We start from the raw sequence: 25,409 nt of genomic DNA, 5'->3' as shown, positions 1-25,409 counted from the left end.
GTGGCGGAGGTCGAAGACGGCGTCCGGGGCCTCGATCTGGGCGCGCTGGGTCTCGGCGCGGGTGCTGCTGGGCCCGCTGGTCATCCGGTAGACGGCGTGCTGGGAGGTGCGCATCAGCTGGGAGCCGGGCGAGACGTAGGAGACCCACCAGCCGACCGCGTCGAGCAGCCGGGCGGAGGTCTCGGCGACCACGACCAGCTTGGCGAGAGTGTCGGCCGGGTGGACGGCGCGGGCGGCCGCGGCCTGGTCGAGGGCGGCGAGGACGGCGGTGAGCAGCTGCCCGGGGTCGGCGCTGTGGGCGGCGCCGCGGAAGCGCCGCCGGTCCGCCGCACCGGCCCGCCCACCGGGGCCGCGGCGGCCGTCGGCGCGGTGGTGCGGGTCGGCGGCGTCGGCGAGCAGCACGGTGGGGTCGGGCGAGAAACCGGGGCCGTGGCTGCGCCCGGCGACGACGGGGTGGGCGGCGCGGGCGGCCTTGGCCCGGTACTGGGCGGCGTCGGCGAGCCGGAAGAGCCGGTCGGGGGTGGTGACCGGCCCGATGGAGTCCCCGGTGGAGGCGACGCCGCAGGCAACCCCCTCCCCCTCGGACAGCGCCAGCGCCCGCGCGCACAGCTCCTCGGCGACGGTGACCACCTCGTCGGCCTTCTGCCCCTCCGCCAGCAGGCAGAACTCGTCCCCGCCGAGCCGGGCGGCGAGGCTGCCGGGCAGCTTGGCGGCGGCCAGCGACAGCTGGTGGGCGAAGCGTTCCAGCAGCCGGTCGCCCATCTCGTGGCCGAGCTGGTCGTTGACCCGCTTCAGCCCGTTGACGTCGCAGACCACCAGCGAGACCACGGTGTTGTCCCGGTTGTGCGCCTCCAGCGCGCTCTCCAGCCGGGCGTCGACGGCGCGCCGGTTGGCCAGGCCGGTGAGCGGGTCGGAGAAGGCGAGCTTGCGCAGGTCGGCGAGGCGCTCGGTCTGGGCGAGTCCGGCCGAGACCTGGGCGGCGAGCAGGGTCGCGTAGTCGGCGTCGGCCTGGGTGAACTCGGGCGTTCCGATCGACCGGGCGAGGTAGAGCTCGCCCCAGGCCTGCCCGTGCAGCACGATCGGCGCGACCACGCAGCAGGCCCGTCCGCGCCGGCGCAGCGCCGCGGCGCGTTCCCGGCAGTACGCGCCGGCGGTCGGATGCGTGTGTCCGGCGTGCGGTTCGACGTTCTCGGCGGTCTGCAGCCAGGCGCGGGGCAGGCGCCCGGTGGTCCAGCGCTCCTCCAGGTAGGTCACGATCTCCGGGAAGTCCGCGACCGGGTACGACTCGTCCTCCGGCAGCTCCTCCTCGCCGGGGGCGAGCGCTCCGTGGTTGACCAGGACCCGCAGCCGGCCGGACTCGCGGTCCCACACCGAGACGGCGGCCATGGTGGCGCCGAGCGCCTCGGTGGCCCGGGCGGCGGCGGCCCGGACGGCCTCCAGCGGGGTGAGCGCGCCGGCCATGTCCTGGGCGAGTTCGACCACCGACTGCAGCCGCAGGTCGGGCAGCGGGTCGGGGCGGCGCGGGCCATCGCAGTCGCAGCCGCGGTCCGTCATGATCGCCTCACTGCTCACCGGCTCGCCTCGCTCCCTGTGCTCGGTCCTGCCAGACCCCCGAAGCCGATCGCACCCGTCCGGCCGCTTGCACCAAGACTATGGCGATTTCGTTCGGTTATGCCCCGTTTGCCCGGAGGGACCCGCAGCGGACCGTACGGCTTTCAACCGTTCGGCCACTCGGAGGCCCTCCCCGGACTCGGGTACCCCTCGGAGCACCCCCGAAGCCCCTCCCCGACCCGGCCGCCGGAGGAGCCCAGGAAGAGCCTCCAGGAGGAGCCCCCAGGAGAAGGCACCAGGAGGAGGCACCCGCCCGCTACTCCGGCTTCAGCCGCCGCGACAGCAGCCACGGCTCGACCAGCCCCAGCCCCCGCACCGGCCGCCGCCACATCGGCTGCAGGTGGAACCGGGCCCCCGCGTCCGGCCCCGGCACCGGCAGCCCGGAGGCGGGCATCCCGGCGGCCACCGACAGCGCCTCCGCCAGACCCGGCCCCTCCGAGTCGGCCGGGGCGACGCTGCCGTTCTGCTCCAGCGCGGCGGCGAACTGCCCATCGATCAGCACCGCGTCCTTGGGCGCGATCGAGGTGAGCCGGCTGGCCAGGTTCACCGTGGTGCCGAAGACGTCGCCCATCCGCTGGGTGACCGTCCCGAAGGCCATGCCGACCCGCAGCGCCGGGATGGTCTCGTCCTCGGCCAGCGCCTCGATCAGGCTCAGCGCGATCTCGGCGGCGGTCGCCGGGTCCTCCGAGACGTAGAGGATCTCGTCGCCGAGCGTCTTGATCACCCGGCCGCCCTGCCCGGCGATCAGGTCGGAGCAGGTGTTCTCGAAGGTCTCGACCAGCTCGCCGAGTTCCTCCTCCTCCAGCCGCCGCGACAGCCGGGTGAAGCCGACCAGGTCCGCGAAGCCGACCGCGAGCCGGCCGCTGGTGATCTCGTTGTCCTCGGCGGCCTGCACCACCCGGCCGGTGACGGCGGCCAGCTGGCGCCGCCAGACGTACACCAGGAACTGCTCCAGCTCCGGCAGCAGCAGCTCGACCAGCGGGTACGCGACGTCGGCGCGGGTCAGCCCCGGCTCGGCGGACTGGGTGAGGTTCTCCAGGAAGGTGTCCATCTGCCAGCCGGCCAGCCGGGCCGTGGTCTGGCCGGTGGAACGGGCCACCTGGATCGCCATCGACTCGCTGAGCAGACCGGACTCGACCAGGCCGGCGAGGCGCCGCAGCGCGATCACGTCGCCGTCGGTGAGCGCCCGGGACTGGCCGATGTCGGGGAAGCCCATCGCCCGCCAGAAGCGGGTGGCCAGCTCCATCGGGACGTCGGCGGCGCGCGCGGCCTGGTACGGGGTGTAGCGGCGTGGCGCGTCCAGGATCAGGCGTTCCAGTTCGAGCGCGACCGTGGGGTCGTGGCTGCCCGCCGTCCCGCCGCTGCCGTCCCCTGCCACCGGTCCGTCCCCGTGCGGTTGCCGCACTTGCCTCGTTTCCTACCTGTCCGGGCGCGCCGCCCGCCACCCGGGCGGGCAGTGGCGCGCCTCACACCGCTGCCAGGTGGAATGTTCGCACGGAATCCCGTGATCCGGGGCATCCGCCCGAGTCAAGGGGAGGTGAAGACTGCCGTTCAGGGGGCTTCGGGGCGGACGTGCACCACGTCCCCCGCGCCGACCGCCCGGCGCGCGCCGTCGGCGGTACGGACCACCAGGCGGCCGTCCCCGTCGATCGCCACCGCCTCGCCGACCAGCTCGCGATCGCCCGGCAGGTGCACCTTCACCCGTCGGCCCAGGGTGGTGCAGCGGTCCACGTACGCGCGCATCAGGTCGCTCGCGTGCGGGTCCCCGGCCGCGGCCGTCCACTCGCCGTACAGCTCGGCGAACTCGCGCAGCAGGGCGCGCAGCAGGACGGAGCGGTCGGTGGTCTCGGCGCCCGCCAGCGCGAGCGAGGCGGCGGTGGGAACGGGCAGCTCCTCCGCGCGCAGCGAGACGTTCAGCCCCATCCCGGCCACCACCGCGCCGCCGCTGAGCTCGGTGAGGATGCCGCCGAGCTTGCGCTCCGCGCCGTCGATCTCCACCTGCAGGTCATTGGGCCACTTCAGCCCGACCTCGACCCCGGCCACCCGGCCGAGCGTGCTGGCGGCGGCCACCCCGACCAGGATCGGCAGCCAGCCGTACCGCTCGACCGGCACCTCCTCGGGGCGCAGCAGGAAGGACAGGAACAGCCCGGAGCGGGCCGGGGCGCTCCACTGCCGGTCCAGCCGCCCGCGCGCGGCGCTCTGCGCCTCGGCGACCAGCACCGCGCCCTGCGGGGCACCGGCCCGGGCCCGCTCGGCGAGGTCGGTGTTGGTGGAGCCGGTCTCGGCGACGACGTCCAGCGAGGTCCAGAGCCCGCCCGGGACGACCAGGTCCCGGCGCAGCGCCTCCTCGTCCAGCGGCGGCCGGTCCAGGTCGGTCCAGGGGGACGGTCCGGTACGGCCGAAGCCGCGCAGTCCGCTGCGGCGGGGGGTGTCGGGTGCGGTCATGGGCAGCACACTAGAGGCGCAGTCCGCCATATCGTCCCGCATAACGCTCGTTAACACACTGTGTCGATGACCATAAGGCCAGGACATGACGCGTAGCCCTGCGCGCTGGCTACGCTACTCAACGGTAGTTCGCAGCGCCGCCCTGCCCTCGTGCGCGAGCCCCCGACTCCGGCCCGCGCGCAATCGAACAGGCCGCGGCCCATGATCAGGGAGAGCCACCGGATGACCGAGGCGCCGTACGACCCCCACACCACCGCCGGCAAGCTCGCCGACCTGCGGCGCAGGCTCGACGAGGCGGTGCACTCCGGCTCGGCCAAGGCCGTGGAGAAGCAGCACGCCAAGGGCAAGCTGACCGCCCGCGAGCGGGTCGTGGAGCTGCTGGACGAGGACTCCTTCGTCGAGTTCGACGAGTTCGCCCGGCACCGCTCGACCAACTTCGGCCAGGAGAAGAACCGCCCGTACGGCGACGGCGTGGTGACCGGCTACGGCACCGTCGACGGCCGCCAGGTCGCGGTCTTCGCCCAGGACTTCACCGTCTTCGGCGGTTCGCTCGGCGAGGTCTTCGGAGAGAAGATCGTCAAGGTGATGGACTTCGCGCTGAAGACCGGCTGCCCGGTCATCGGCATCAACGACTCCGGCGGCGCCCGGATCCAGGAGGGCGTGGTATCGCTCGGCCTGTACGGCGAGATCTTCCGCCGCAACGTGCACGCCTCGGGCGTCATCCCGCAGATCTCGCTGATCATGGGCCCCTGCGCCGGCGGCGCGGTCTACTCCCCCGCGATCACCGACTTCGTGGTGATGGCCGACCAGACCTCGCACATGTTCATCACCGGCCCGGACGTGATCAAGACCGTGACCGGCGAGGACGTCGGCATGGAGGAGCTGGGCGGCGCCCGCACCCACAACACCAAGTCCGGCAACGCCCACTACCTGGCCACGGACGAGAAGGAAGCGGTCGAGTACGTCAAGAGCCTGCTCTCGTACCTGCCCTCGAACAACCTGAGCGACCCGCCGTCCTACCCCGAGCAGGCCGATCTCTCGATCACCGACGAGGACCTCGAACTCGACACGATCGTGCCGGACTCGGCGAACCAGCCGTACGACATGCGCAAGGTGATCGAGCACATCGTCGACGACGGCGAGTTCCTGGAGACCCAGCCGCTGTACGCGGGCAACATCATCACCGGCTTCGGCCGGGTCGAGGGCCACGCGGTCGGCATCGTCGGCAACCAGCCGATGGACCTGGCCGGCTGCCTGGACATCAACGCCAGCGAGAAGGCCGCGCGCTTCATCCGCACCTGCGACTCCTTCAACATCCCGGTGCTGACCTTCGTCGACGTGCCCGGCTTCCTGCCCGGCACCGAGCAGGAGTGGGACGGCATCATCCGCCGCGGCGCCAAGCTGATCTACGCCTACGCCGAGGCCACCGTCCCGCTGATCACCGTGATCACCCGCAAGGCCTTCGGCGGCGCGTACGACGTCATGGGCTCCAAGCACCTGGGCGCCGACCTCAACCTGGCCTGGCCGACCGCCCAGATCGCGGTGATGGGCGCGCAGGGCGCGGTCAACATCCTGCACCGCCGGGAGATCGCCGAGGCCGAGGCGGTCGGCACCGTCGAGGAGAAGCGGGCCGAGCTGATCGCCTCGTACGAGGACACCCTGCTGAACCCGTACCTGGCCGCCGAGCGCGGGTACGTCGACGCGGTGATCGCCCCGAGCGAGACCCGCCGGCACATCGTCCGGGGTCTGCGGGCCCTGCGCGGCAAGCGCGAGGTGCTGCCGCCCAAGAAGCACGGCAACATCCCTCTGTAGGCCCCATCCCTGTCGGGAGAGAACACGCCATGTCCCCGATCCACGTGCTGCACGGGCAGCCGACCCCCGAGGAGCTCGCCACCGTCCTGGCGGTGGTCCAGGCCCGGGCCGCCGCCGCGCAGGCCGCCGCCGAGGCGGCGCGCCAGGCCGGCGTCGGCCCGGCCTCCCCCTGGAACGACCGCTCCCGCCTGCTCCGCCCCGCCGTCCACCCGGGCGTCAACGCCTGGCGGACGTCGGGCTGGGCGCACTGAGCTGACTCGCGCATCAGCAGAGCAGGAAGTCGGAAAGCCCGACTTCCTGCTCTGCTGTTCGCCCGCTCGCCTCCGGGGCGCTCTGACCCGGTGCCGACGGTCGGCGCTCCCTCGTCGCTCCCTCGCTTCTCCCTTTCGGCACCGGCGCGCCCCTTCGGCTCGGGGCGGGAATCCCGGCGCGCCCTTCGGCTCGGGGCGGGGACTCGCCCGTTCCCCCTCGTTGCCCGAAACCTGAGTACGGATACTCAGGCGCCCGGCCCCCGCGCGGCGCACTCTGGACGGGTGCTCTGGTCAGACCCCCGCGATGAGCCCTCGCCCGAGGCCCGCCGCATGCAGGAACGGATGCAGCGGGCCGGCAAGGTGCTCGCCGCCCTGGTGCTGGTGGGCGCCGTCCTGATCATGATCGCCCGGTCGTTCACCTGAACCGTTCACCCGAACGGCGGACACCGGCACCCCCTACCCTGGTGGGCATGACCGACCAGCGCCCCCTCGTCCTCGCCTCCGCCTCCCCCGCCCGCCTCGGGCTGCTGCGCCAGGCGGGGCTCGACCCCCGCGTGGTGGTCAGCGGCGTCGACGAGGACGCGATCAGCGCCGCCTCCCCCGCCGAGCTCGCCCTCGTCCTGGCCGAGGCCAAGGCGAAGGCCGTCGCCGCCGAACTGACCGCCGGCGAGCTGGTGATCGGCTGCGACTCCGTCCTGGAGCTGGACGGCGAGGCCCTCGGCAAGCCCGCCGACGCCGCCGAGGCGCTGGCCCGCTGGCAGTCGATGCGCGGCCGCGCCGGCGTGCTGCGCACCGGCCACTGCGTGATCGACACCGTCACCGGTCGGCAGTCCTCGGCGACCGCCTCCACCACCGTCCGCTTCGGCACCCCGGACGACGAGGAGATCGCCGCCTACGTGGCCTCCGGCGAACCGCTGCACGTGGCCGGGGCGTTCACCCTGGACGGCCGCTCGGCGCCGTTCATCGACGGCATCGACGGCGACCCGGGCAACGTCATCGGCCTGTCCCTGCCGCTGCTGCGCCGGCTGCTCGCCGACCTGGACGTCCGGCTGGTCGATCTCTGGGCCTGACCGCCGGGGCCGATCCGTGGACCGAGCGACCTGCCGCACCCGGCAGGTGCACCCCTAAGCTGAGCGGCGTTCGAACGGGGAGGGAACGCGGCGATGACCGACAGCGTGCTCAACGTGGTGCTCGGCCTGGTGGCCAGCGCCATCAGCGCCGCCCTGGGCTGGCTGGCCCAGGCCCTGCGGCGGCGCCGCAGGATCGAACGGGTGCGGGGCTTCCTCGGGCTGCCGTCCGGCAGCGAGTGCCTGATCGTGGTGCCCCGCAGCGTCGGGACGGGCTCGCACGCGCACACCGTGACCCGTCGGGACGCCTACGCGCTGATGTGGCTGGCCGGGCTGGTCGAGGAGTGCGGTGCCCGGCCCGAACTGGTCGCCCACGACGCCGCGCACCGCGGCCTGGGCACCAAGACCGAGCTGTGCCTGGGCGGTCCGGTCAGCAACGACCGGATGGCCGCCCACCTGGCCTGGGGCCTGCCGGGGGTGCTGGTCACCTCCGGTCCCGGTCCGGGCAGCAACGTGCTCGTGGTGGGCGACCGCGACTTCCGCGCCGACCAGGACCAGGCGCACACCCTGCTGGCCCGGATCGCCACCCCGGACGACGGTCGGCCGGTGTTCCTGATCTCCGGCCAGACCGGCACCGCCAACCAGGCCGGGGTGCGCTACCTGGTGTCCCACCACCGCGAACTCGCCCGCACGTACGGCCGGAACGGAACGTTCGCGCTCGTCCTGCGGGTGGTCAACCCGGAGGCGTACGGGCCGGACATGGTGGAGCTCGTCGCCGACGTGACGGCCGAGGCGCTGCGGCGCCCCGCCGCCGCCTCGACCACGGCTTAAGCGGGCTGCGGGAAGGTGTGTCCCATGACACCGTCCCGCCACGCCGCCCGCCGGTCACCCACCGTCGACCGCCTCGGTCCCACCGCACCGGCCTCGACCTGCGAGGTCGCCACAAGGGCGGTGTCCGGGGCCCGAATTCCCATCACCGAGCGTGTGGGATAGTTCACAACCTGGGGCTACTCGCCGGTACTGCCCAGGAATCCATAAACTCAACGAGGTTCAAGAAGGGAGCCACAGTGCGCAAGGTGCTCATCGCCAACCGCGGGGAAATCGCCGTCCGCGTCGCCCGGGCCTGCTCGGACGCCGGTATCGCCAGCGTCGCCGTCTACGCCGAGCCGGACCGGGATGCGCTGCACGTCCGCGCGGCCGACGAGGCTTACGCGCTGGGCGGTGACACCCCCGGCACCAGTTACCTCGACATCGCCAAGGTCCTCAAGGCCGCCGAGGACGCCGGCGCCGACGCCGTCCACCCCGGCTACGGGTTCCTGTCGGAGAACGCCGACTTCGCCCAGGCCGTCATCGACGCGGGTCTGACCTGGATCGGCCCGCCGCCGCAGGCCATCCGCGACCTCGGTGACAAGGTCACCGCCCGTCACGTCGCCCAGCGCGCCGGCGCCCCGCTGGTGGCCGGCACCCCGGACCCGGTCTCGGGTGCGGACGAGGTCGTCGCGTTCGCTCAGGAGCACGGCCTGCCGGTCGCCATCAAGGCGGCGTTCGGCGGCGGCGGCCGCGGCCTCAAGGTCGCCCGCACGCTGGAGGAGATCCCGGAGCTGTACGAGTCCGCGGTGCGCGAGGCGGTCGCCGCCTTCGGTCGCGGCGAGTGCTTCGTCGAGCGCTACCTGGACAACCCGCGGCACGTGGAGACCCAGTGCCTCGCGGACAAGCACGGCAACGTGGTGGTCGTCTCCACCCGTGACTGCTCGCTGCAGCGCCGGCACCAGAAGCTGGTCGAGGAGGCGCCCGCGCCGTTCCTGACCCCGGAGCAGAACGCCGAGCTGTACCGCGCGTCGAAGGCCATCCTGAAGGAGGCCGGCTACGAGGGCGCCGGGACCTGCGAGTTCCTGGTGGCGATGGACGGGACGATCTCCTTCCTGGAGGTCAACACCCGTCTGCAGGTGGAGCACCCGGTCACCGAGGAGGTCACCGGGATCGACCTGGTCCGCGAGATGTTCCGGATCGCCGACGGCGAGGAACTCGGCTACGGCGACCCGGAGGTGCGCGGCCACTCCTTCGAGTTCCGCATCAACGGCGAGGACCCGGGCCGCAACTTCCTGCCCGCGCCCGGCACCGTGACGCTGTTCGCCCCGCCGTCCGGCCCGGGCGTGCGCCTGGACTCCGGTGTGGAGACCGGCTCGGTCATCGGCCCGGCCTGGGACTCGCTGCTGGCCAAGCTGATCGTCTCCGGCCGTGACCGCAAGCAGGCCCTGGAGCGGGCCAAGCGCGCGCTGAACGAGTTCAAGGTGGAGGGCATGGCCACCGCCATCCCGTTCCACCAGGCGGTCGTCACCGACCCGGCGTTCGCGCCCGAGGTGCACGGCAGCGACGAGCCGTTCACGGTCTACACCCGCTGGATCGAGACCGAGTTCAACAACACCATCCCGGCGTTCGCGGGCTCGGCCGGCGAGGCCGAGGAGGCCGAGACCCGGGAGACCGTGGTCGTCGAGGTCGGTGGCAAGCGGATCGAGGTCTCGCTGCCGTCCTCGCTGGGCGTCTCGACGGCGCCGGCGGCCGGTGCGGCGGGTGCCGCCAAGGCCAAGCGCCGGGTGGGCGCCAAGAAGGCCGGCTCGGCCGTCAGCGGTGACACCCTGGCCTCGCCGATGCAGGGCACCATCGTCAAGGTCGCCGTCGAGGAGGGCCAGGTCGTCGCCGAGGGCGAGCTGATCGTGGTCCTGGAGGCGATGAAGATGGAGCAGCCGCTGAACGCCCACAAGTCGGGCACCATCGTCGGCCTCAAGGCCGAGGTGGGCGCGAGCGTCAGCAGCGGCGCCGCGCTCTGCGAGATCAAGGACTGACCGAGGCGGTAGCGGTTCGGGCCCCGGCGGAATCGGGGGCCGAACCGCGGCCGTCAATCCTTCGACCGGTCCGTACTCCCTTCGGGGGGTGCGGACCGGTCGTGTTTCCCGGTCGTACGGGAGACGGCCTCAGCGCCCCCGCGGCAGGCCCAGCTCGGCCAGCCGGACCGGCATCCCGCCCGGGCCGACCGGCCCGCCGTGCGCCCCGGGACGGCGCTGGCCGGGCAGCGGGGCGCCGCCGGGGCCCTGGGCGGGGCGGCGGCCCATCGGGCCGGGCTGGGTCTGGTGGACCGGGCCGCTGCCCGTGCCGTGCACCGGGGCGTCGCCGGGGACCGCGCCGATCGGCGCCAGGTCGATCTGCACCCCGCAGTCGGCCAGCGCGTCCAGCTCGCGGGCGGTGGCGTCGTCGGCGGTGGCCTGCTCGTCGGTGACCAGCCGGGTGATGGTCTCGGTGGCCACGGTCTGGAACATGCCGGCCGCGCCGAGCTTGGTGTGGTCGGCGAGGACGATGACCTCGGCGGCCGCCAGCACCATTGCCCGGTCCACGCTCGCGGACAGCATGTTCGCGGTCGACAGCCCGCGCTCGGCGGTCAGCCCGCTGCCGGAGATGAAGGCCTTGGTGACCCGCAGCCCCTGCAGCGACTGCTCGGCGCCGCTGCCCACCAGCGCGTAGTTGGAGCCGCGCAGGGTGCCACCGGTCATCACCACCTCGACCCGGTTGGCGTGCGCCAGCGCCTGGGCGACCAGCAGCGAGTTGGTGACCACCGTCAGGCCGGGCACCCTGGCCAGCCGGCGGGCCAGCTCCTGGGTGGTGGTGCCGGCGCCGACCACCACCGCGTCGCCCTCCTCCACCAGCCCGGCGGCGAGGTCCGCGATGGCGCTCTTCTCCGCCGCGGACAGGTGGGTCTTCTGCGGGTAGCCGGGTTCGCGGCTGAAGCCGCCGGGGAGCACCGCGCCGCCGTGCCGGCGGTCGAGGAGCCCTTCTGCCTCCAGCGCCCGCACGTCGCGGCGCACGGTCACTTCGGAGGTCTGGACGACGCGGGCCAACTCCCGGAGCGAGACGGCTCCGTTGGCGCGCACCATTTCGAGGATCAACTGGCGACGTTCTGCTGCAAACACAGAACCGACGGTAACCCGCGTGACCGTCTGCTTTCAGGCGTTTGCAGCTAGTAGCGGGAATTGCTCGCGCACGAGCGGCGCGTGACCGTACAATACGCGCCGTCAATAGCCCGGGACTGCGCCCGCCGTCCGGGTGACGATCACCCATGCGCGAAGGGCGGCCGCCGATCGGCGGCCGCCCTCAACTTCAGGCCTCGGGCTCAGGATTCGCCGTCGGCCCGCTTGCGGATGTGCAGCTGCCGCGCGGCCTCGGCGGTCGAGCCGGACACCGACGGGTAGACGGTGAAGGCGCTGGCCACCTGTTCGACGGTCAGATTGGCGTCCACCGCGAGCGAGATCGAGTGGATCAGCTCGCTGGCCCGCGGGGCGACGACCACGCCGCCGACCACGATGCCGGTGCCCGGGCGGCAGAACAGCTTCACGAAGCCGTCCCGGATGCCCTGCATCTTCGCCCGCGGGTTGCCGCGCAGCGGGAGCTTGACCACGACGGCGTCCATCTTGCCGCACTCCACGTCGGCGGCGGTGTAGCCGACGGTGGCGATCTCCGGGTCGGTGAAGACGTTGGAGGCCACGGTCTTGAGGTTCAACGGCTGCACCGCGTCGCCGAGCGCGTGGTACATCGCGATCCGGCCCTGCATGGCCGCCACCGAGGCGAGCATGAAGACGCCGGTGCAGTCGCCCGCCGCGTACACGCCCGGGGCGCTGGTGCGGGAGACCCGGTCGACCTGGATCTGGCCCCAGTCGTTGAGCTTGACCCCGGCCTCCTCCAGGCCCATGCCGGCCGTGTTGGGGATCGAGCCGACCGCCATCAGGCAGTGGGTGCCCTCGATCACCTTGCCGCTGGAGAGGGTCACCTCGACCCGGTCGCCGATGCGCTTGGCGCTCTCGGCGCGCGAGCGGCTCATCACGTTCATGCCGCGGCGCCGGAAGACGTCCTCCAGCACCTCGGCGGCGTCCGGGTCCTCGCCCGGCAGGACCCGGTCGCGGCTGGACACCAGCGTGACCTTGGAGCCGATCGCCTGGTAGGCGCCGGCGAACTCGGCGCCGGTCACACCGGAGCCGACCACGATCAGCTCGCGGGGCAGCTCCTCCAGGTCGTACACCTGGGTCCAGGTGAGGATCCGCTCGCCGTCCGGCTGGGCGTCCGGCAGCTCGCGCGGGTGGGCACCGGTGGCGATCAGCACGGCGTCGGCGCGCAGCGACTGCACACTGCCGTCGGGCCCGTCCACCAGCACCTCGCGGGAGCCGTCCACGGCCTGCCCGCCGGCGCCGAGCCGGCCCCGGCCGCGCAGCACGGTGACCCCGGCGCGGGTGACGGACTGGGTGATGTCGTGGGACTGCGCGATCGCCAGGCGCTTCACACGGCGGTTGACCTTGCCCAGGTCCACGCCGATGACCTTGCTCTCCTGCGCCTCGCCGTCGCCGTCCCGGGCGACCGTGATGCCCAGCTCCTCGTACGAGCTGTCGAAGGTGGTCATCACCTCCGCGGTCGCGATCAGGGTCTTCGACGGCACGCAGTCCGTGAGCACCGCCGATCCGCCCAGACCGTCGCGGTCGACGACGGTCACCTCCGCGCCGAGCTGAGCGGCCACCAGCGCCGCCTCGTAGCCGCCGGGTCCGCCACCGATGATCACGATCCGAGTCACGCTCACCATTGTCCCGCACGCCGAGAGCGCCGCCACAACGGGGTCCGGGCTCCGTACGGACGCACAACCGCCCGCCGCGTGCGCCGACCGGGCTACGCTGGCCCCCATGCCCCTTTACGCCGCGTATGCCACCAACCTCGATGCCCGGCAGATGACCCGCCGAGCCCCGCACTCCCCGCTGCGCGGCACGGGGTGGCTGGACGGCTGGCGGCTCACCTTCGGCGGCGAGCAGCTCGGCTGGGAGGGCTCGCTGGCCACCGTCGTCGAGGACGGGAAGCACCAGGTCTTCGTCTCGCTCTACGACATCGCGCCGATGGACGAGGAGGGCCTGGACCGCTGGGAGGGCGTCCAGCTCGGCATCTACCGCAAGACCAAGCTGCGCGCGCAGACCCTGGACGGCGACATCCAGGTCTGGACGTACGTGCTCAACGACTACGAGGGCGGCCTGCCCGCGGCCCGCTACCTCGGCCTGATCGCCGACGCCGCGGAGAGCGCCGGCGCCCCGCACGACTACGTGATGGACCTGCGCCGCCGGCCCTGCTGAACGCGCGCCTCCTTCTTTCTGTACGTATCAACGACCCGGTCACCCGAAAGGCGCCGCCGAGCTGTGTTTTCGGGTCAACCGGGTAACGATCCGGCACGCCGCGTCGGAATTTCTACGCGCGTAGCCGAAAGCCGTCTATCCTCGGACCCGTGAACGCTTCTCCTCAGTCGGTCGTCTCCGCCGACCCCTACGCCGCCGCCCAGGCCGCCGCCGAGCGCCTGCGCGAGCTGACCGGTGCCGAGCGGCACGACGTCGCCCTGGTGATGGGCTCCGGCTGGGTGCCAGCCGCCGACGCCCTGGGCGAGACCGTGGCCGAGTTCCCGGTCACCGAACTCCCGGGCTTCCCCGCCCCCGCCGTGGCCGGCCACGCCGGCAAGATCCGCTCGGTGAAGATCGGCGACAAGCGCGCCCTGATCTTCCTCGGCCGCAACCACTACTACGAGGGCCACGGCGTGGCCACCGTCGTCCACGGCGTGCGCACCGCCGCCGCGGCCGGCTGCGGCATCATCGTGCTGACCAACGGCTGCGGCGGCCTGCGCCAGGGCTGGACCCCCGGCCAGCCGGTCCTGATCAGCGACCACATCAACCTGACCGCGGACTCCCCGATCGTCGGCGCCAACTTCGTCGACCTCACCGACCTGTACTCCAAGCGCCTGCGCGCGCTGTGCCACGAGGTCGACCCGAGCCTGGACGAGGCCGTCTACGTCCAGTTCCGCGGCCCGCACTACGAGACCCCGGCCGAGGTCAACATGGCCCGGGTGATCGGCGGCGAGCTGGTCGGCATGTCCACCACCCTGGAGGCCATCGCCGCCCGCGAGGCCGGCGCCGAGGTGCTCGGCATCTCCCTGGTCACCAACCTGGCCGCCGGCATGACCGGCGAGCCGCTCAACCACGAAGAGGTGCTGGAGGCCGGCAAGGCCTCCGCCGAGCGCATGGGCGAGCTGCTGGCGAAGGTCCTGGAGCGGATCTGACGCCTCCCGGGCGCAGAATCATGAACGACGGGGCCCACGGGCGGCGTGATCCGCTGATCACGCCTTCCCGCGGGCCCCGTCCGCATGTGCACACCTCATCCCTTCTTGTTGCGCGGAACCCTCCGGCCGACACACCGACGCACTTCCCGATGGAGCAGCCGACATGACGCAGGCACCCACCACCGACCTCCTCGCCCGGGCCCGCACCTGGCTGGCCGAGGACCCCGACCCGCAGACCCGCGAGGAGCTGACCGCCCTGCTGGCCCGGGCCGAGGGCCCGGAGGCCGAGGAGGACTGCACGCTCGCCTGGGCCGAGATCGCCGAGCGCTTCGCCGACCGCCTCCAGTTCGGCACCGCCGGCCTGCGCGGCGAACTGGGCGCCGGCCCCATGCGGATGAACCGCGCCGTGGTGATCCGGGCCGCCGCCGGCCTGGTCGCGTACGTCAAGAAGGAGAACCTGGGCGACCTGGTCGTCATCGGCTACGACGCCCGGCACAAGTCCTACGACTTCGCCCGCGACACCGCCGCCGTGGTGGTCGGGGCCGGCCTGCGGGCCGCGCTGCTTCCGCGCCCGCTGCCGACCCCGGTGCTCGCCTTCGCCATCCGCCACCTGGGCGCGGCCGCCGGTGTGACCGTCACCGCCAGCCACAACCCGCCGCAGGACAACGGCTACAAGGTCTACCTGGGCGACGGCTCGCAGATCGTCCCGCCGGCCGACGCCGGCATCGCCGCCGAGATCGACGCGATCGGCTCGCTGAACGACGTCCCGCGCGCCGAGGAGGGCTGGGAGGTGCTCGGCGAGGAGGTCATCGAGGCCTACCTGGCCCGGGCCGTCTCCATCGTCGACGAGCACAGCCCGCGCGAGCTGGACGTGGTCTACACCCCGATGCACGGCGTCGGCCGCGACACCCTGGTCGCCGCCTTCCGCCGGGCCGGCTTCCCGGCGCCCACCGTGGTCGCCGAGCAGGCCGAGCCCGACCCGGACTTCCCGACCGTGGCCTTCCCCAACCCGGAGGAGCCGGGGGCGATGGACCTCGCCTTCCGCACCGCCGCCGCGGTCGGCCCGGACATCGTGATCGCCAACGACCCGGACGCGGACCGCTGCGCGGTGGCCGTCCCCACCAACGCCAACGCGGCCGGCAGCGGCAACGGCACCTCCGGCTGGCGGATGCTGCGCGGCGACGAGGTCGGCGCGCTGCTCGGCTCCGCCCTGGTCGCGAAGAAGGCCGAGGGCACCTTCGCCACCACCATCGTCTCCGCCACCCTGCTCGGCCGGATCGCCGAGGCCGCGGGCCTGGAGTACGCCGAGACGCTGACCGGCTTCAAGTGGATCTCCCGCGCCGAGGGCCTGCGCTACGGCTACGAGGAGGCGCTCGGCTACTGCGTCGACCCGCAGGGCGTCCGGGACAAGGACGGCATCACCGCCGCCCTGCTGGTCGCCGAGCTCGCCGCGACCCTCAAGAAGTCCGGCCGCACCCTGACCGACCTGCTGGACGACCTGGCGCTGGAGCACGGCCTGCACGCCACCGACCAGCTCTCCGTCCGGGTCCAGGACCTCTCGCTGATCGGCGACGCGATGCGCCGCCTGCGCGAGCAGCCCCCGACCGCCCTGGCCGGCCTGACCGTCACCCGCGCCGACGACCTCTCGGCCGGCTCCGCCGACCTGCCCCCCACCGACGGCCTGCGCTACTACCTCGCCGGCGAGTCCGTCCGCTCCGCGCGCATCGTGGTCCGCCCCTCCGGCACCGAGCCCAAGCTCAAGTGCTACCTGGAGGTCGTCCTCCCGGTCGCCAGCGCCGCCGACCTCGCCTCCACCCGCACCCGCGCCGCCGAGCTCCTCGACACCATCAAGCACGACCTCGCCCAGGCCGCGGGCATCTGACCCACCCCGTACGAAAGGGCCCGCCGGTGCGCACCGGCGGGCCCTTTCGTACGTGTCGGTCGGGTCAGACCGTGATCACCGTGATCAGGGCGACGAGGCCCACCAGGGTGGGGGCGATGACCCACCAGCACCAGCGGACGACGACGGGGCCGGCGGCTTCCGGGCGGGCGGCGTTGCGTTCGGCCATCTCCTGGAGGACGTCGGTGATCTGGTCGGACCAGGCGCGGGTGGGGTCCGGGGCGCCCTGGACGACCGGGTTGGTCTGGCGGCCGAAGACCATGCCCATCCGGGAGGCGTGCTCGGCGGCGCCGCGGGTCTGGGCGCGGGTGGCCCGCTTGCGCTGGCGCAGGGAGACCGGGACGGCCCAGACCTGGTACTTCTTGTCGCCGGCGAGGAGCTCCACCGAGTAGCCCGCGCGCAGGGCGTCCACCGAGGCCCAGGGGGCGGTGATGGTCCGCCACGGGTTGCGGACGAGCAGGCGGCTGTTGTCGGCCCGCACCGCCGGACGCAAGGTGTAGGCGATCACCGGGAGGGCGAACACCGGGACGGCCGCGAGGGCGACGTACGGGGTCTTCCCGGTGCCGGTCACCACGGCATCGCCGATCAGCCAGGCGGCGACGGCCAGCAGGAACACGCCGGAGATGACGCCGGGGACGGAGCGGTACACGCGGTCCGCGTACTCGGGCTCCCCGTCGGGGGCGGCCGAGCCCTGGTGGGGCTTGCCGTCGGAATCGGTCATGGCGTCGATTCTGCCCCATGCCCCTCACCCGCAGGTCTCGGTCCGGCCACGAATGGCGGGCACCCTAGCGGTTTGCTACGCGCGTAGATATGCTGGTCTTGTGACTATGTCCACTGTTGCAGCCAATGCCCCCGGCGTTGCGGGCAGCGGCCTCGCGGACGTTGCGGCGTCCGAGGCCTCGCTCCGCCGCTTTCTGCACGGCCTGCCCGGCGTCGACCAGGTCGGCCTGGAGGCGCGTGCCGCCGCCCTCGCTACCCGCTCGATCAAGACCACGGCGAAGGCCAATGCCATCGACCTGGCGATCTCCATGATCGACCTGACCACGCTGGAAGGCGCGGACACGGTCGGCAAGGTGCGCGCCCTGTGCGCGAAGGGCAGGACCCCCGACCCGACCGACCCGACCACCCCGCGCGTCGCCGCCATCTGTGTCTATCCCGACATGGTCGCCACCGCGAAGGGCGCCCTGCGCGGCACCGACATCCAGGTCGCCTCCGTGGCCACCGCCTTCCCGGCCGGTCGCGCCGCCCTCCCGGTCAAGCTCGCCGACACCGCCGACGCGGTGGCCGCGGGCGCCGACGAGATCGACATGGTGATCGACCGCGGCGCCTTCCTCTCCGGCCGCTACCTCGACGTCTTCAACGAGATCGTCGCCGTCAAGGAGGCGTGCAAGCGCGCCGACGGCAGCTACGCCCACCTCAAGGTGATCTTCGAGACCGGCGAGCTGCAGACCTACGACAACGTGCGCCGCGTCTCCTGGCTGGCGATGCTGGCCGGCGCCGACTTCATCAAGACCTCCACCGGCAAGGTCACCGTCAACGCGACCCCGCCGGTCACCCTGCTGATGCTGGAGGCGGTCCGCGACTTCCGCGCGCAGACCGGCGTCCAGGTCGGCGTGAAGCCCGCCGGTGGCATCAAGACCACCAAGGACGCCATGAAGTACCTGGTGATGGTCAACGAGACCCTCGGCGACGACTGGCTGACCCCGCACTGGTTCCGCTTCGGCGCCTCCAGCCTGCTCAACGACCTGCTGATGCAGCGCCAGAAGCTCACCACCGGACGCTACTCCGGCCCCGACTACGTGACGGTGGACTGATCACCATGGCCAAGAAGAAGAACATCGAGGAGCCCGTGCGCAAGGCCGGCCTCTTCGAGTACGCCCCGGCCCCCGAGTCCCCCGCCGCCGCGGGTGACATCGCCACCTCCTACGGCCACTTCATCGGCGGCGAGTTCGTCGACTCCTCCGGCAGCGAGGCCCTGAAGACGGTCAACCCGGCCACCGAGCAGGTGCTCGCCGAGTTCGCCCAGGGCACCGACGAGGACGTGGACCGCGCCGTCGCCGCCGCCCGCAAGGCCTTCGCCGACTGGTCGGCGCTGCCCGGCAGCGAGCGCGCCAAGTACCTGTTCCGGATCGCCCGGATCATCCAGGAGCGCAGCCGCGAGCTGGCCGTGCTGGAGTCGATCGACAACGGCAAGCCGATCCGCGAGACCCGTGACGTCGACCTGCCGCTGGTCGCCGCGCACTTCTTCTACTACGCCGGCTGGGCGGACAAGCTGGACTACGCCGGCTTCGGCCCGAACCCGAAGCCGCTGGGCGTGGCCGGCCAGGTCATCCCGTGGAACTTCCCGCTGCTGATGCTGGCGTGGAAGATCGCGCCCGCGCTGGCGACCGGCAACACGGTCGTCCTGAAGCCGGCCGAGACCACCCCGCTGACGGCCCTGCGCTTCGCCGAGATCTGCCGCCAGGCCGGTCTGCCGAAGGGCGTCGTCAACATCGTCACCGGTGACGGCCGCACCGGCGCCGCGCTGACCTCCCACCCGGACGTCAACAAGGTCGCCTTCACCGGCTCCACCCCGGTCGGCCGGGCGATCGCCAAGCAGCTGGCCGGCACCCGCAAGAAGCTGTCGCTGGAGCTGGGCGGCAAGGCCGCCAACATCGTCTTCGACGACGCGCCGCTCGACCAGGCGGTCGAGGGCATCGTCAACGGCATCTTCTTCAACCAGGGCCACGTCTGCTGCGCGGGCTCGCGCCTGCTGGTCCAGGAGTCGATCCAGGACGAGCTGCTGGACGCCCTGAAGCGCCGGATGGGCACCCTGCGGGTCGGCGACCCGCTGGACAAGAACACCGACATCGGCGCCATCAACTCGGCCGAGCAGCTGGCCCGGATCACCGCGCTGACCGAGGCCGGCGAGGCCGAGGGCGCCGAGCGCTGGTCGCCGGCCTGCGAGCTGCCGGGCACCGGTTTCTGGTTCAAGCCGACCCTGTTCACCGGCGTCAGCCAGGCCCACCGGATCGCCCAGGAGGAGATCTTCGGCCCGGTGCTGTCGGTGCTGACCTTCCGCACCCCCGAAGAGGCGGTCGCGAAGGCCAACAACACCCCGTACGGCCTCTCCGCCGGCATCTGGACGGAGAAGGGCTCGCGCATCCTCTGGATGGCCAACAAGCTCAAGGCCGGTGTGGTCTGGGCCAACACCTTCAACAAGTTCGACCCGACCTCGCCGTTCGGCGGCTACAAGGAGTCGGGTTACGGCCGCGAGGGTGGCCGCCACGGTCTGGAGGCCTACCTCGATGTCTGATGTCGCGACGCGTCTTGACGTCTTCAAGACCTACAAGCTGTACGTCGGCGGGAAGTTCCCGCGCTCCGAGAGCGGGCGGGTGTACGAGGTGACCAAGGCGACATCAGCCGCCGACGCGGCGGGCAAGCGCGAGTGGCTCGCCAACGTCCCGCTGGGCACCCGCAAGGACACCCGCGACGCCGTCCTGGCCGCCCGCGCGGCGGTCAAGGGCTGGGCCGGCACCACCGCGTACAACCGCGGCCAGGTGCTGTACCGGGTGGCCGAGATGCTGCAGGGCCGGCGCGAGCAGTTCGCCGCCGAGGTGGCCGTCTCCGAGGGCATCGGCCCGAAGAAGGCCGCCGCGCTGGTGGACGCCGCGATCGACCGCTGGGTCTGGTACGCGGGCTGGACGGACAAGGTCGCCCAGATCGCGGGCGGCGCCAACCCGGTGGCCGGGCCGTACTTCAACCTCTCCACCCCGGAGCCGACCGGCGTGGTCGGGATCGTCGCGCCGCAGGCCGGGTACGGGCACTCGCTGCTCGGCCTGGTCTCGGTGATCGCCCCGGCGATCGCCACCGGCAACACGGTCGTGGTCGCGGCCGCCGCGGACGCCCCGCTGCCCGCGCTGTCGCTGGGCGAGGTGCTGGCCACCTCGGACGTCCCGGGCGGCGTGGTCAACATCATCTCGGGCCGGACCGCGGACATCGCCCCGACGCTGGCCTCGCACCAGGACGTCAACGCGCTGGACCTCACCGGCGCCATCGCCGCCGAGGGCCCCGGCGCGGCGCCCGCCCTGGAGGCCGCCGCCGCGGATACCCTGAAGCGGGTGGTCCGTCCGGAGCTGGACCCGTTCGCCCAGGACTGGACGAATGCGCCCGGTACGGACCGGCTACTCTCGTTCCTGGAGACGAAGACGGTCTGGCACCCGATGGGGATCTGACCCTCCGTCGCCGCTTCGTCACAACTCCACAGACTGGCCGTCCCCAGTGCCCTCTCCCCCCCAGGGCCCGGACGGTCATTGGACGGACCCGCACCTCTCCCCCCTGGTGCGGGTCCGTCGGTGTTCCGGCGGCTTGCGTCCCGCCACCGCCTACGAGCCGCCCGGAGCCGGAAGTTCTGCGCACACCGGTTTCGGCAACCGGCCCGGATGCGTCAGACTGGTGTCCCGTGAGTGACTCCCCCATGAATCCCGCCCCGCCGGCCCGTGCCCGGGTGATCCTGCTCTCCGGGCCCTCCGGATCGGGGAAGTCCTCGCTCGCCGAGCGCAGCGGTCTGCCGGTGCTCCAGCTCGACGACTTCTACAAGGACGGGGACGACCCGACCCTGCCCCGGCTGCCGGACGGCGCCGTGGACTGGGACTCCCCGCTCGCCTGGCACCGCGACCAGGCCGTCGCCGCGATCCGCGCGCTGTACGAGCACGGTCGCGCGGACGTGCCGGTGTACTCGATCCCGGACAACGGCCGGATCGACACCCGCCCCCTGGACCTGGGGGGCGCGGCCGCGTTCATCGCGGAGGGCATCTTCGCCGCCGAGATCGTCGCGCAGTGCGCCGCCGAGGGCCTGCTCGGCGACGCCCTGTGCCTGCGCAACGGCGCGCTCACCACGGCCTGGCGCCGACTGCGCCGGGACGTCCGCGAGGGCCGCAAGTCGCTGCCGGTGCTGCTGCGCCGGGGCTACCGGCTGATGCGGGCCGAGCGCTCCATCGTCGGGCGGCAGGTCTCGCTGGGCTCGTACCCGTGCGCCGGGCCGGAGGCCGAACGGCGGGTCCGCGCCGCGACCGGACGGCGGGAGCTCTCCGCGGTCTGAGCCGCCGGAGCGGCCGCCCGGAGCAGCCCCGCAGCGGCCCCTGGGGCCACCCCCTGACGGCGGCCCCGGGCCCCTGAAACGAAAAGGACGACGGGCCCGGTGCGTCTCCCCCGCACCGGGCCCGTCGCCTTCCCCGAACGGCTCTCGGCTCCCCACGGGCGCCGCTCCCCCGAGTCGGCGTCCCCGAACCGCAACCGTCCGCTACCCGTCCCCCGACGGGAGTCCTCTGTGAGTCCTACGCGACCAGCTCGCCGAACGCCCGGACGGTGTCGCCCGACTTGTTCAGGTGCTCGTCGTCGCGCAGCCGGCGCAGGGCGCGCCAGATGCTGCTCTTGACCGTGCCGACGCTGATCCCCAGCACGTCGGCGATCTCCGGGTCGGTCTTGCCCTCGTAGTACCGCAGCACCAGCATGGTCCGCTGGTTCTCCGGCAGCTTCGCCAGCGCCTGCCAGAGCACGGTGCGCAGCTCGGTGCCGCCCATCGCGTCGGTGTCGCCGGCCGTCTCCGGCAGCTCCTCGGTCGGGTACTCGTTGACCTTGCGGCGCCGCCAGGCGGAGATGTGCAGGTTGGTCATGGTGCGGCGGAGGTACCCGCCGACCGCGGCCTTGTCGGTGATCCGGCCCCAGGCCCGGTAGGTGCTGAAGAGCGCGCTCTGCAGCAGGTCCTCGGCCTCGTAGCGGTCACCGGTGAGGTGGTACGCCGTGGCGTACAGGGAGGCGCGGCGCTCGCGCACGTACGCGGTGAACTCCGTGATGTGGTCCTCCGCGACGGCCGGGTGCTCCCCCTGCGCGTCTCCCTGTCCCGCCTCGGTGGTGCGGGCCGGTGCGGGGTTCAGCCGCAGCAGCGTCGCACCGGCGGCCTCGCGGCCGGTCGGCTCCCCCGAACCGACCGTCCGCAGGCCGTTGTTCCCCCCGGTTCCCCTGGTCCCCCCGGTACCCCCCAGGGCGTCCTTGCCCTCGACGCGGACGGGGAGGATCCCCCGCAGCGTGAGGGTGTTGGCGGAGTCGACCGCACTCCCCAGTCGGCCGATTCCGTACAGCTCCCCCGTCCTGCCGCCGCCGCTCACCCGGCGTGCGACAGGGTTTCCACCGGTGCTGTGCGCGCACCCCCGTACGGTTACGGCACCGGAGTTCTCGTCGGTCCTGATCTCGTACCGGGTCCGATGGGTGGTCGCTGAGGAACGCGCGGTGCGGAGAGCCGGGTTGGTCCGGGTCTGAAGCGTGGCGTTCATCGTGCGCCCCCTTTGTCGGTACGAGCGGTTCCTGTTGCCGCCCTCCAGCCGGCCCTTGCGGCCCGCTGTCCTGCGGCGACATGGAAAATCCTGCCCGGCGGTTGTGATGGCGCTGTCCGTCGACTGTCACAGGGGTGTCACAGGGGTGGGCCTTTCGTCCCGGTCCGCCTTCTTCCGTACCGGACGCCGGTAGCCGCCCTTCCGGTTCCCGTACGGTCGGTGACCGGTGCTGGGGGTGATTCGACGCTCCCGGTGGGCCAAAATGGGGCCGTGCCTTTCCTCCTACTGATCGAGGACGACGACGCCATCCGGACCGGCCTCGAACTCGCCCTCACCCGCCAGGGCCACCGCGTGGCCACCGCCGCCTCCGGTGAGGACGGTCTGAAACTCTTCAAGGAGCAGCGGCCCGACCTGATCGTGCTGGACGTGATGCTGCCCGGGATCGACGGCTTCGAGGTGTGCCGTCGGATCCGCCGTACCGACCAGTTGCCGATCATCCTGCTCACCGCGCGTTCGGACGACATCGACGTGGTCGTCGGCCTGGAGTCCGGCGCGGACGACTACGTGGTGAAGCCGGTGCAGCCGCGCGTGCTGGATGCCCGGATCCGGGCGGTGCTGCGGCGCGGGGAGCGGGAGAGCTCGGACTCCTCCGCGTACGGCAGCGTGGTGATCGACCGGGCCGCGATGACCGTCACCAAGGACGGCCAGGACCTCCAGCTCACCCCGACCGAGCTGCGGCTGCTCCTGGAGCTCAGCCGCCGCCCCGGCCAGGCGCTCTCCCGCCAGCAGCTGCTGCGGCTGGTCTGGGAGCACGACTACCTCGGCGACTCGCGCCTGGTGGACGCCTGTGTGCAGCGGCTGCGGGCGAAGGTCGAGGACGTGCCGTCCGCGCCGACGCTGATCCGCACCGTGCGCGGCGTCGGCTACCGACTGGACCCGCCGACGGTCTGACCGCTCATCCCAGGAATTCTGAACTCCCGTACGACGACAGGCTCTCGTGACTGACCATCAGCAGACTGCCCGACGGTTCTCCGCGGGCCGGTGGCGGAAGCTGCGCTCCCTGCGGGTGCGGCTGATCGCGGTGTTCGCGGCGGTCGCGCTGCTCGCCGCCGTCTCGGCCTCCGGCATCGCGTACTGGTTGAACCGCGACGCGGTACTCAAGCGCGCCCAGGACACCGCGCTGAACGACTTCCGGGTCTCGCTCAGCCGCAACGTCTCCGACCTGCCGCTGAACGCCAGCTGCCCGGAGCTCGCCACGCTGGCCTCCAACGTGGCGAGCTCCGGCCTGAGTTACGACGTGGTGGTGGTCGACCCGGCGCACCCGGAGTGCCCGGCCTCCTCGGACCCGCAGCACTACACGCTGGCCGACGTGCCGGCGGCGCTGCAGTCCACCGTCGCCAAGCCTCGCGAGGTCAGCGAGAGCAACCCGTACCCGTACCACCTGTACTGGCAGCGGCAGAACCTGGAGGGCCACCCGTTCGTGATCGGCGGCACCAAGGTGGTGCCGAACGGGCCGACGGCCTACGTGTTCAAGTCGCTGGAGAACGAGCGGGCCGATCTCAACACGCTGGGCTGGTCGCTGGCCATCGCGACGCTGCTCGCACTGATCGGCTCGGCACTGCTCGCCCAGGCCGCCTCGGCGACCGTGCTGCGGCCGGTCAAGCGGCTCGGTGAGGCCGCCCGACGGCTCGGCCAGGGACACCTGGACACCCGGCTGGAGGTCGAGGGCTCGGACGAACTCGCCGACCTGGCGCGGACGTTCAACCGGGCCGCGGAGTCGCTGTACGAGCAGGTCGAGGAGCTGAGCGCGCGCGAGGCGCAGAGCCGGCGGTTCGTCGCCGACATGTCGCACGAGCTGCGCACCCCGCTGACCGCGATGACCGCGGTGACGGACATCCTGGAGGACGAGGCCGAGTCCCTGGACCCGATGATCGAGCCAGCCGTACGGCTCGTGGTGAGCGAGACCCGCCGACTGTCCGACCTGGTGGAGAACCTGATGGAGGTGACCCGCTTCGACGCCGGCACCGCCAAGCTGGTCGCCGACGAGGTGGACATCGCCGACCTGATCATGTCCTGCATCGACGGCCGGGCCTGGTACGACGCGGTCGAACTGGACGCCCCGCGCGGCATCCTGGCCGTGGTCGACCCGCGCCGACTGGACGTGGTCTTCGCCAACCTGATCGGCAACGCGCTCAAGCACGGCGGCTCGCCGGTACGGGTCAAGGTCCGGCAGACCGACGACTCGGTCGTGATCGAGGTCTCCGACAGCGGCCCCGGCATCCCGGAGGACGTGCTGCCGCACGTCTTCGACCGCTTCTACAAGGCCGACCGCGGGCGGGCCCGCTCCGAGGGCAGCGGCCTGGGGCTGTCCATCGCGATGGCCAACGCCCAGATCCACGGGGGGACGATCACCGCGGCGAACGGGGAGGTCGGTGCGGTGTTCACCCTGACGCTGCCGCTGACCCCGCCGCCTCCGCCGTCCGTCGGCGAGGCCGAGGGCGGCCCCGTCGGCGACGCCGCCGAGCACAAGGACGCCACGTGACCTCCCCCACCCGCACCACCGTGCGCCGCACCGCCGGCGTGCTGCTCCTGCTCGCGCTGGCCTCCGGCTGCGGCATCCGGCCGACCGCCGTCCCGGTCGACGCCGGCGCGCCCGCCAGCCGGACCGCCTGCCCGACCACCCCGCACATACCGACCGCCCTGGCCACGCCGTCCGGCCCGGCGCCCGCCGCGACCCCGGCCCGCGGCACGGCCGCCAAGGCGAGCGTGAGCCCGAGCCCCTCGCCCACCCCGGTGACGCCGGGCTCGCCGCCGCCGGACAACGTGTTCAGCGCGGTGCCGACGGCCTCCCCGTGCAAGTGAGGAGGCCGTGCGAAGGGGCGCGTCCGG

At 72.8% G+C, this 25,409-nt stretch carries 22 protein-coding genes and 1 pseudogene; 16 read left to right on the top strand and 7 right to left on the bottom strand.

Annotated elements, in window-relative coordinates:
- Window positions 1–303: 303 nt before the first annotated feature.
- The 3 genes and pseudogenes from ACFVWU_RS07690 to ACFVWU_RS07680 all read right to left on the bottom strand — a co-directional run.
- A pseudogene (locus ACFVWU_RS07690) lies at window positions 304–1,461 on the bottom strand (diguanylate cyclase domain-containing protein); the annotation flags it as partial.
- A gap of 406 nt (window positions 1,462–1,867) precedes the next feature.
- Window positions 1,868–2,989 carry an adenylate/guanylate cyclase domain-containing protein gene (locus ACFVWU_RS07685; protein ID WP_387616866.1) on the bottom strand — a complete coding sequence of 374 codons (1,122 nt, stop codon included), beginning with the start codon at window positions 2,987–2,989 and terminating at the stop codon, window positions 1,868–1,870.
- Between the two features lie 173 nt (window positions 2,990–3,162).
- Window positions 3,163–4,056 (bottom strand): biotin--[acetyl-CoA-carboxylase] ligase, encoded by an 894-nt coding sequence (locus tag ACFVWU_RS07680; RefSeq protein WP_387616865.1) that lies wholly within the window; start codon window positions 4,054–4,056, stop codon window positions 3,163–3,165.
- A 201-nt stretch (window positions 4,057–4,257) separates the two neighbouring features.
- On the opposite strand from ACFVWU_RS07680, the gene ACFVWU_RS07675 reads away from it, so the two are divergent.
- The 6 genes from ACFVWU_RS07675 (at window position 4,258) to ACFVWU_RS07650 (ending at window position 10,029) form a co-directional block, all read left to right on the top strand.
- Window positions 4,258–5,868, top strand: a complete 1,611-nt coding sequence (locus ACFVWU_RS07675) for an acyl-CoA carboxylase subunit beta (RefSeq protein WP_387616864.1) — start codon at window positions 4,258–4,260, stop codon at window positions 5,866–5,868.
- A gap of 29 nt (window positions 5,869–5,897) precedes the next feature.
- Window positions 5,898–6,119, top strand: coding sequence for an acyl-CoA carboxylase subunit epsilon (locus ACFVWU_RS07670; RefSeq protein WP_387616863.1), 222 nt, complete (start codon window positions 5,898–5,900; stop codon window positions 6,117–6,119).
- Between the two features lie 282 nt (window positions 6,120–6,401).
- Window positions 6,402–6,542 carry a morphogenic membrane protein MmpB gene (gene mmpB, locus ACFVWU_RS07665; protein ID WP_380610560.1) on the top strand — a complete coding sequence of 47 codons (141 nt, stop codon included), beginning with the start codon at window positions 6,402–6,404 and terminating at the stop codon, window positions 6,540–6,542.
- Between the two features lie 47 nt (window positions 6,543–6,589).
- The gene (locus ACFVWU_RS07660) at window positions 6,590–7,189 is read left to right on the top strand and encodes a nucleoside triphosphate pyrophosphatase (RefSeq protein WP_387616862.1); all 600 of its coding nucleotides are present in this window, start codon (window positions 6,590–6,592) and stop codon (window positions 7,187–7,189) included.
- 93 nt (window positions 7,190–7,282) lie between these two features.
- The gene (locus ACFVWU_RS07655; protein ID WP_387616861.1) at window positions 7,283–8,017 is read left to right on the top strand and encodes a hypothetical protein; all 735 of its coding nucleotides are present in this window, start codon (window positions 7,283–7,285) and stop codon (window positions 8,015–8,017) included.
- Between the two features lie 236 nt (window positions 8,018–8,253).
- A complete protein-coding gene (locus ACFVWU_RS07650) occupies window positions 8,254–10,029 on the top strand; it encodes an acetyl/propionyl/methylcrotonyl-CoA carboxylase subunit alpha (RefSeq protein WP_387616860.1) in 1,776 nt (591 codons plus the stop codon).
- Between the two features lie 129 nt (window positions 10,030–10,158).
- Here ACFVWU_RS07650 and ACFVWU_RS07645 read toward each other — a convergent pair whose 3' ends face one another.
- Together ACFVWU_RS07645 and ACFVWU_RS07640 are read right to left on the bottom strand one after the other, a co-directional pair.
- Entirely contained in the window at window positions 10,159–11,148 is a 990-nt protein-coding gene (locus tag ACFVWU_RS07645) for a DeoR/GlpR family DNA-binding transcription regulator (RefSeq protein WP_387616859.1), read from the bottom strand.
- 200 nt (window positions 11,149–11,348) lie between these two features.
- The gene (locus ACFVWU_RS07640) at window positions 11,349–12,803 is read right to left on the bottom strand and encodes an NAD(P)H-quinone dehydrogenase (RefSeq protein ID WP_387616858.1); all 1,455 of its coding nucleotides are present in this window, start codon (window positions 12,801–12,803) and stop codon (window positions 11,349–11,351) included.
- 97 nt (window positions 12,804–12,900) lie between these two features.
- On the opposite strand from ACFVWU_RS07640, the gene ACFVWU_RS07635 reads away from it, so the two are divergent.
- From ACFVWU_RS07635 to ACFVWU_RS07625, 3 genes are all read left to right on the top strand, one after another.
- Window positions 12,901–13,338: a gamma-glutamylcyclotransferase gene (locus ACFVWU_RS07635; protein WP_380610554.1), complete on the top strand. Its 438-nt coding sequence runs from the start codon at window positions 12,901–12,903 to the stop codon at window positions 13,336–13,338.
- 149 nt (window positions 13,339–13,487) lie between these two features.
- Window positions 13,488–14,309: a purine-nucleoside phosphorylase gene (locus ACFVWU_RS07630; protein ID WP_350511221.1), complete on the top strand. Its 822-nt coding sequence runs from the start codon at window positions 13,488–13,490 to the stop codon at window positions 14,307–14,309.
- A gap of 163 nt (window positions 14,310–14,472) precedes the next feature.
- Window positions 14,473–16,191, top strand: coding sequence for a phospho-sugar mutase (locus ACFVWU_RS07625; protein WP_387616857.1), 1,719 nt, complete (start codon window positions 14,473–14,475; stop codon window positions 16,189–16,191).
- Between the two features lie 64 nt (window positions 16,192–16,255).
- Here ACFVWU_RS07625 and ACFVWU_RS07620 read toward each other — a convergent pair whose 3' ends face one another.
- On the bottom strand, window positions 16,256–16,930 hold the full coding sequence (locus tag ACFVWU_RS07620; protein ID WP_387616855.1) for a PH domain-containing protein: 675 nt from the start codon (window positions 16,928–16,930) through the stop codon (window positions 16,256–16,258).
- 106 nt (window positions 16,931–17,036) lie between these two features.
- Between ACFVWU_RS07620 and deoC the strand changes: the two genes are divergently transcribed.
- The 4 genes from deoC (at window position 17,037) to ACFVWU_RS07600 (ending at window position 21,289) form a co-directional block, all read left to right on the top strand.
- A complete protein-coding gene (gene deoC / locus ACFVWU_RS07615; RefSeq protein WP_387616853.1) occupies window positions 17,037–18,023 on the top strand; it encodes a deoxyribose-phosphate aldolase in 987 nt (328 codons plus the stop codon).
- Window positions 18,024–18,028: 5 nt separating this feature from the next.
- Complete coding sequence (locus ACFVWU_RS07610; RefSeq protein ID WP_387616851.1) at window positions 18,029–19,504, top strand: aldehyde dehydrogenase family protein; 1,476 nt, start codon at window positions 18,029–18,031, stop codon at window positions 19,502–19,504.
- Window positions 19,497–20,423, top strand: a complete 927-nt coding sequence (locus ACFVWU_RS07605; protein WP_387616849.1) for an aldehyde dehydrogenase family protein — start codon at window positions 19,497–19,499, stop codon at window positions 20,421–20,423. The genes ACFVWU_RS07610 and ACFVWU_RS07605 overlap by 8 nt, the downstream gene beginning before the upstream one ends.
- 227 nt (window positions 20,424–20,650) lie before the next feature.
- A complete protein-coding gene (locus ACFVWU_RS07600) occupies window positions 20,651–21,289 on the top strand; it encodes an ATP-binding protein (RefSeq protein WP_387616848.1) in 639 nt (212 codons plus the stop codon).
- Between the two features lie 235 nt (window positions 21,290–21,524).
- Here ACFVWU_RS07600 and ACFVWU_RS07595 read toward each other — a convergent pair whose 3' ends face one another.
- A complete protein-coding gene (locus ACFVWU_RS07595) occupies window positions 21,525–22,187 on the bottom strand; it encodes a SigE family RNA polymerase sigma factor (RefSeq protein WP_387616895.1) in 663 nt (220 codons plus the stop codon).
- Window positions 22,188–22,790: 603 nt separating this feature from the next.
- On the opposite strand from ACFVWU_RS07595, the gene ACFVWU_RS07590 reads away from it, so the two are divergent.
- The 3 genes from ACFVWU_RS07590 to ACFVWU_RS07580 are packed head-to-tail and all read left to right on the top strand — an operon-like array spanning window position 22,791 to window position 25,382.
- A complete protein-coding gene (locus ACFVWU_RS07590; RefSeq protein ID WP_355669748.1) occupies window positions 22,791–23,471 on the top strand; it encodes a response regulator transcription factor in 681 nt (226 codons plus the stop codon).
- Window positions 23,472–23,517: 46 nt separating this feature from the next.
- Window positions 23,518–25,062: an ATP-binding protein gene (locus tag ACFVWU_RS07585; RefSeq protein WP_387616845.1), complete on the top strand. Its 1,545-nt coding sequence runs from the start codon at window positions 23,518–23,520 to the stop codon at window positions 25,060–25,062.
- Complete coding sequence (locus ACFVWU_RS07580; protein WP_387616843.1) at window positions 25,059–25,382, top strand: hypothetical protein; 324 nt, start codon at window positions 25,059–25,061, stop codon at window positions 25,380–25,382. Before ACFVWU_RS07585 ends, ACFVWU_RS07580 begins: the two co-directional genes overlap by 4 nt.
- The last annotated feature ends 27 nt before the right edge of the window (window positions 25,383–25,409 follow it).

Source organism: Kitasatospora sp. NPDC058190, from assembly GCF_042883685.1.
Lineage (GTDB): Bacteria > Actinomycetota > Actinomycetes > Streptomycetales > Streptomycetaceae > Kitasatospora.
Note: the sequence above shows the minus strand (reverse complement) of the source record. Positions and strands in the feature narration are given on the sequence as shown.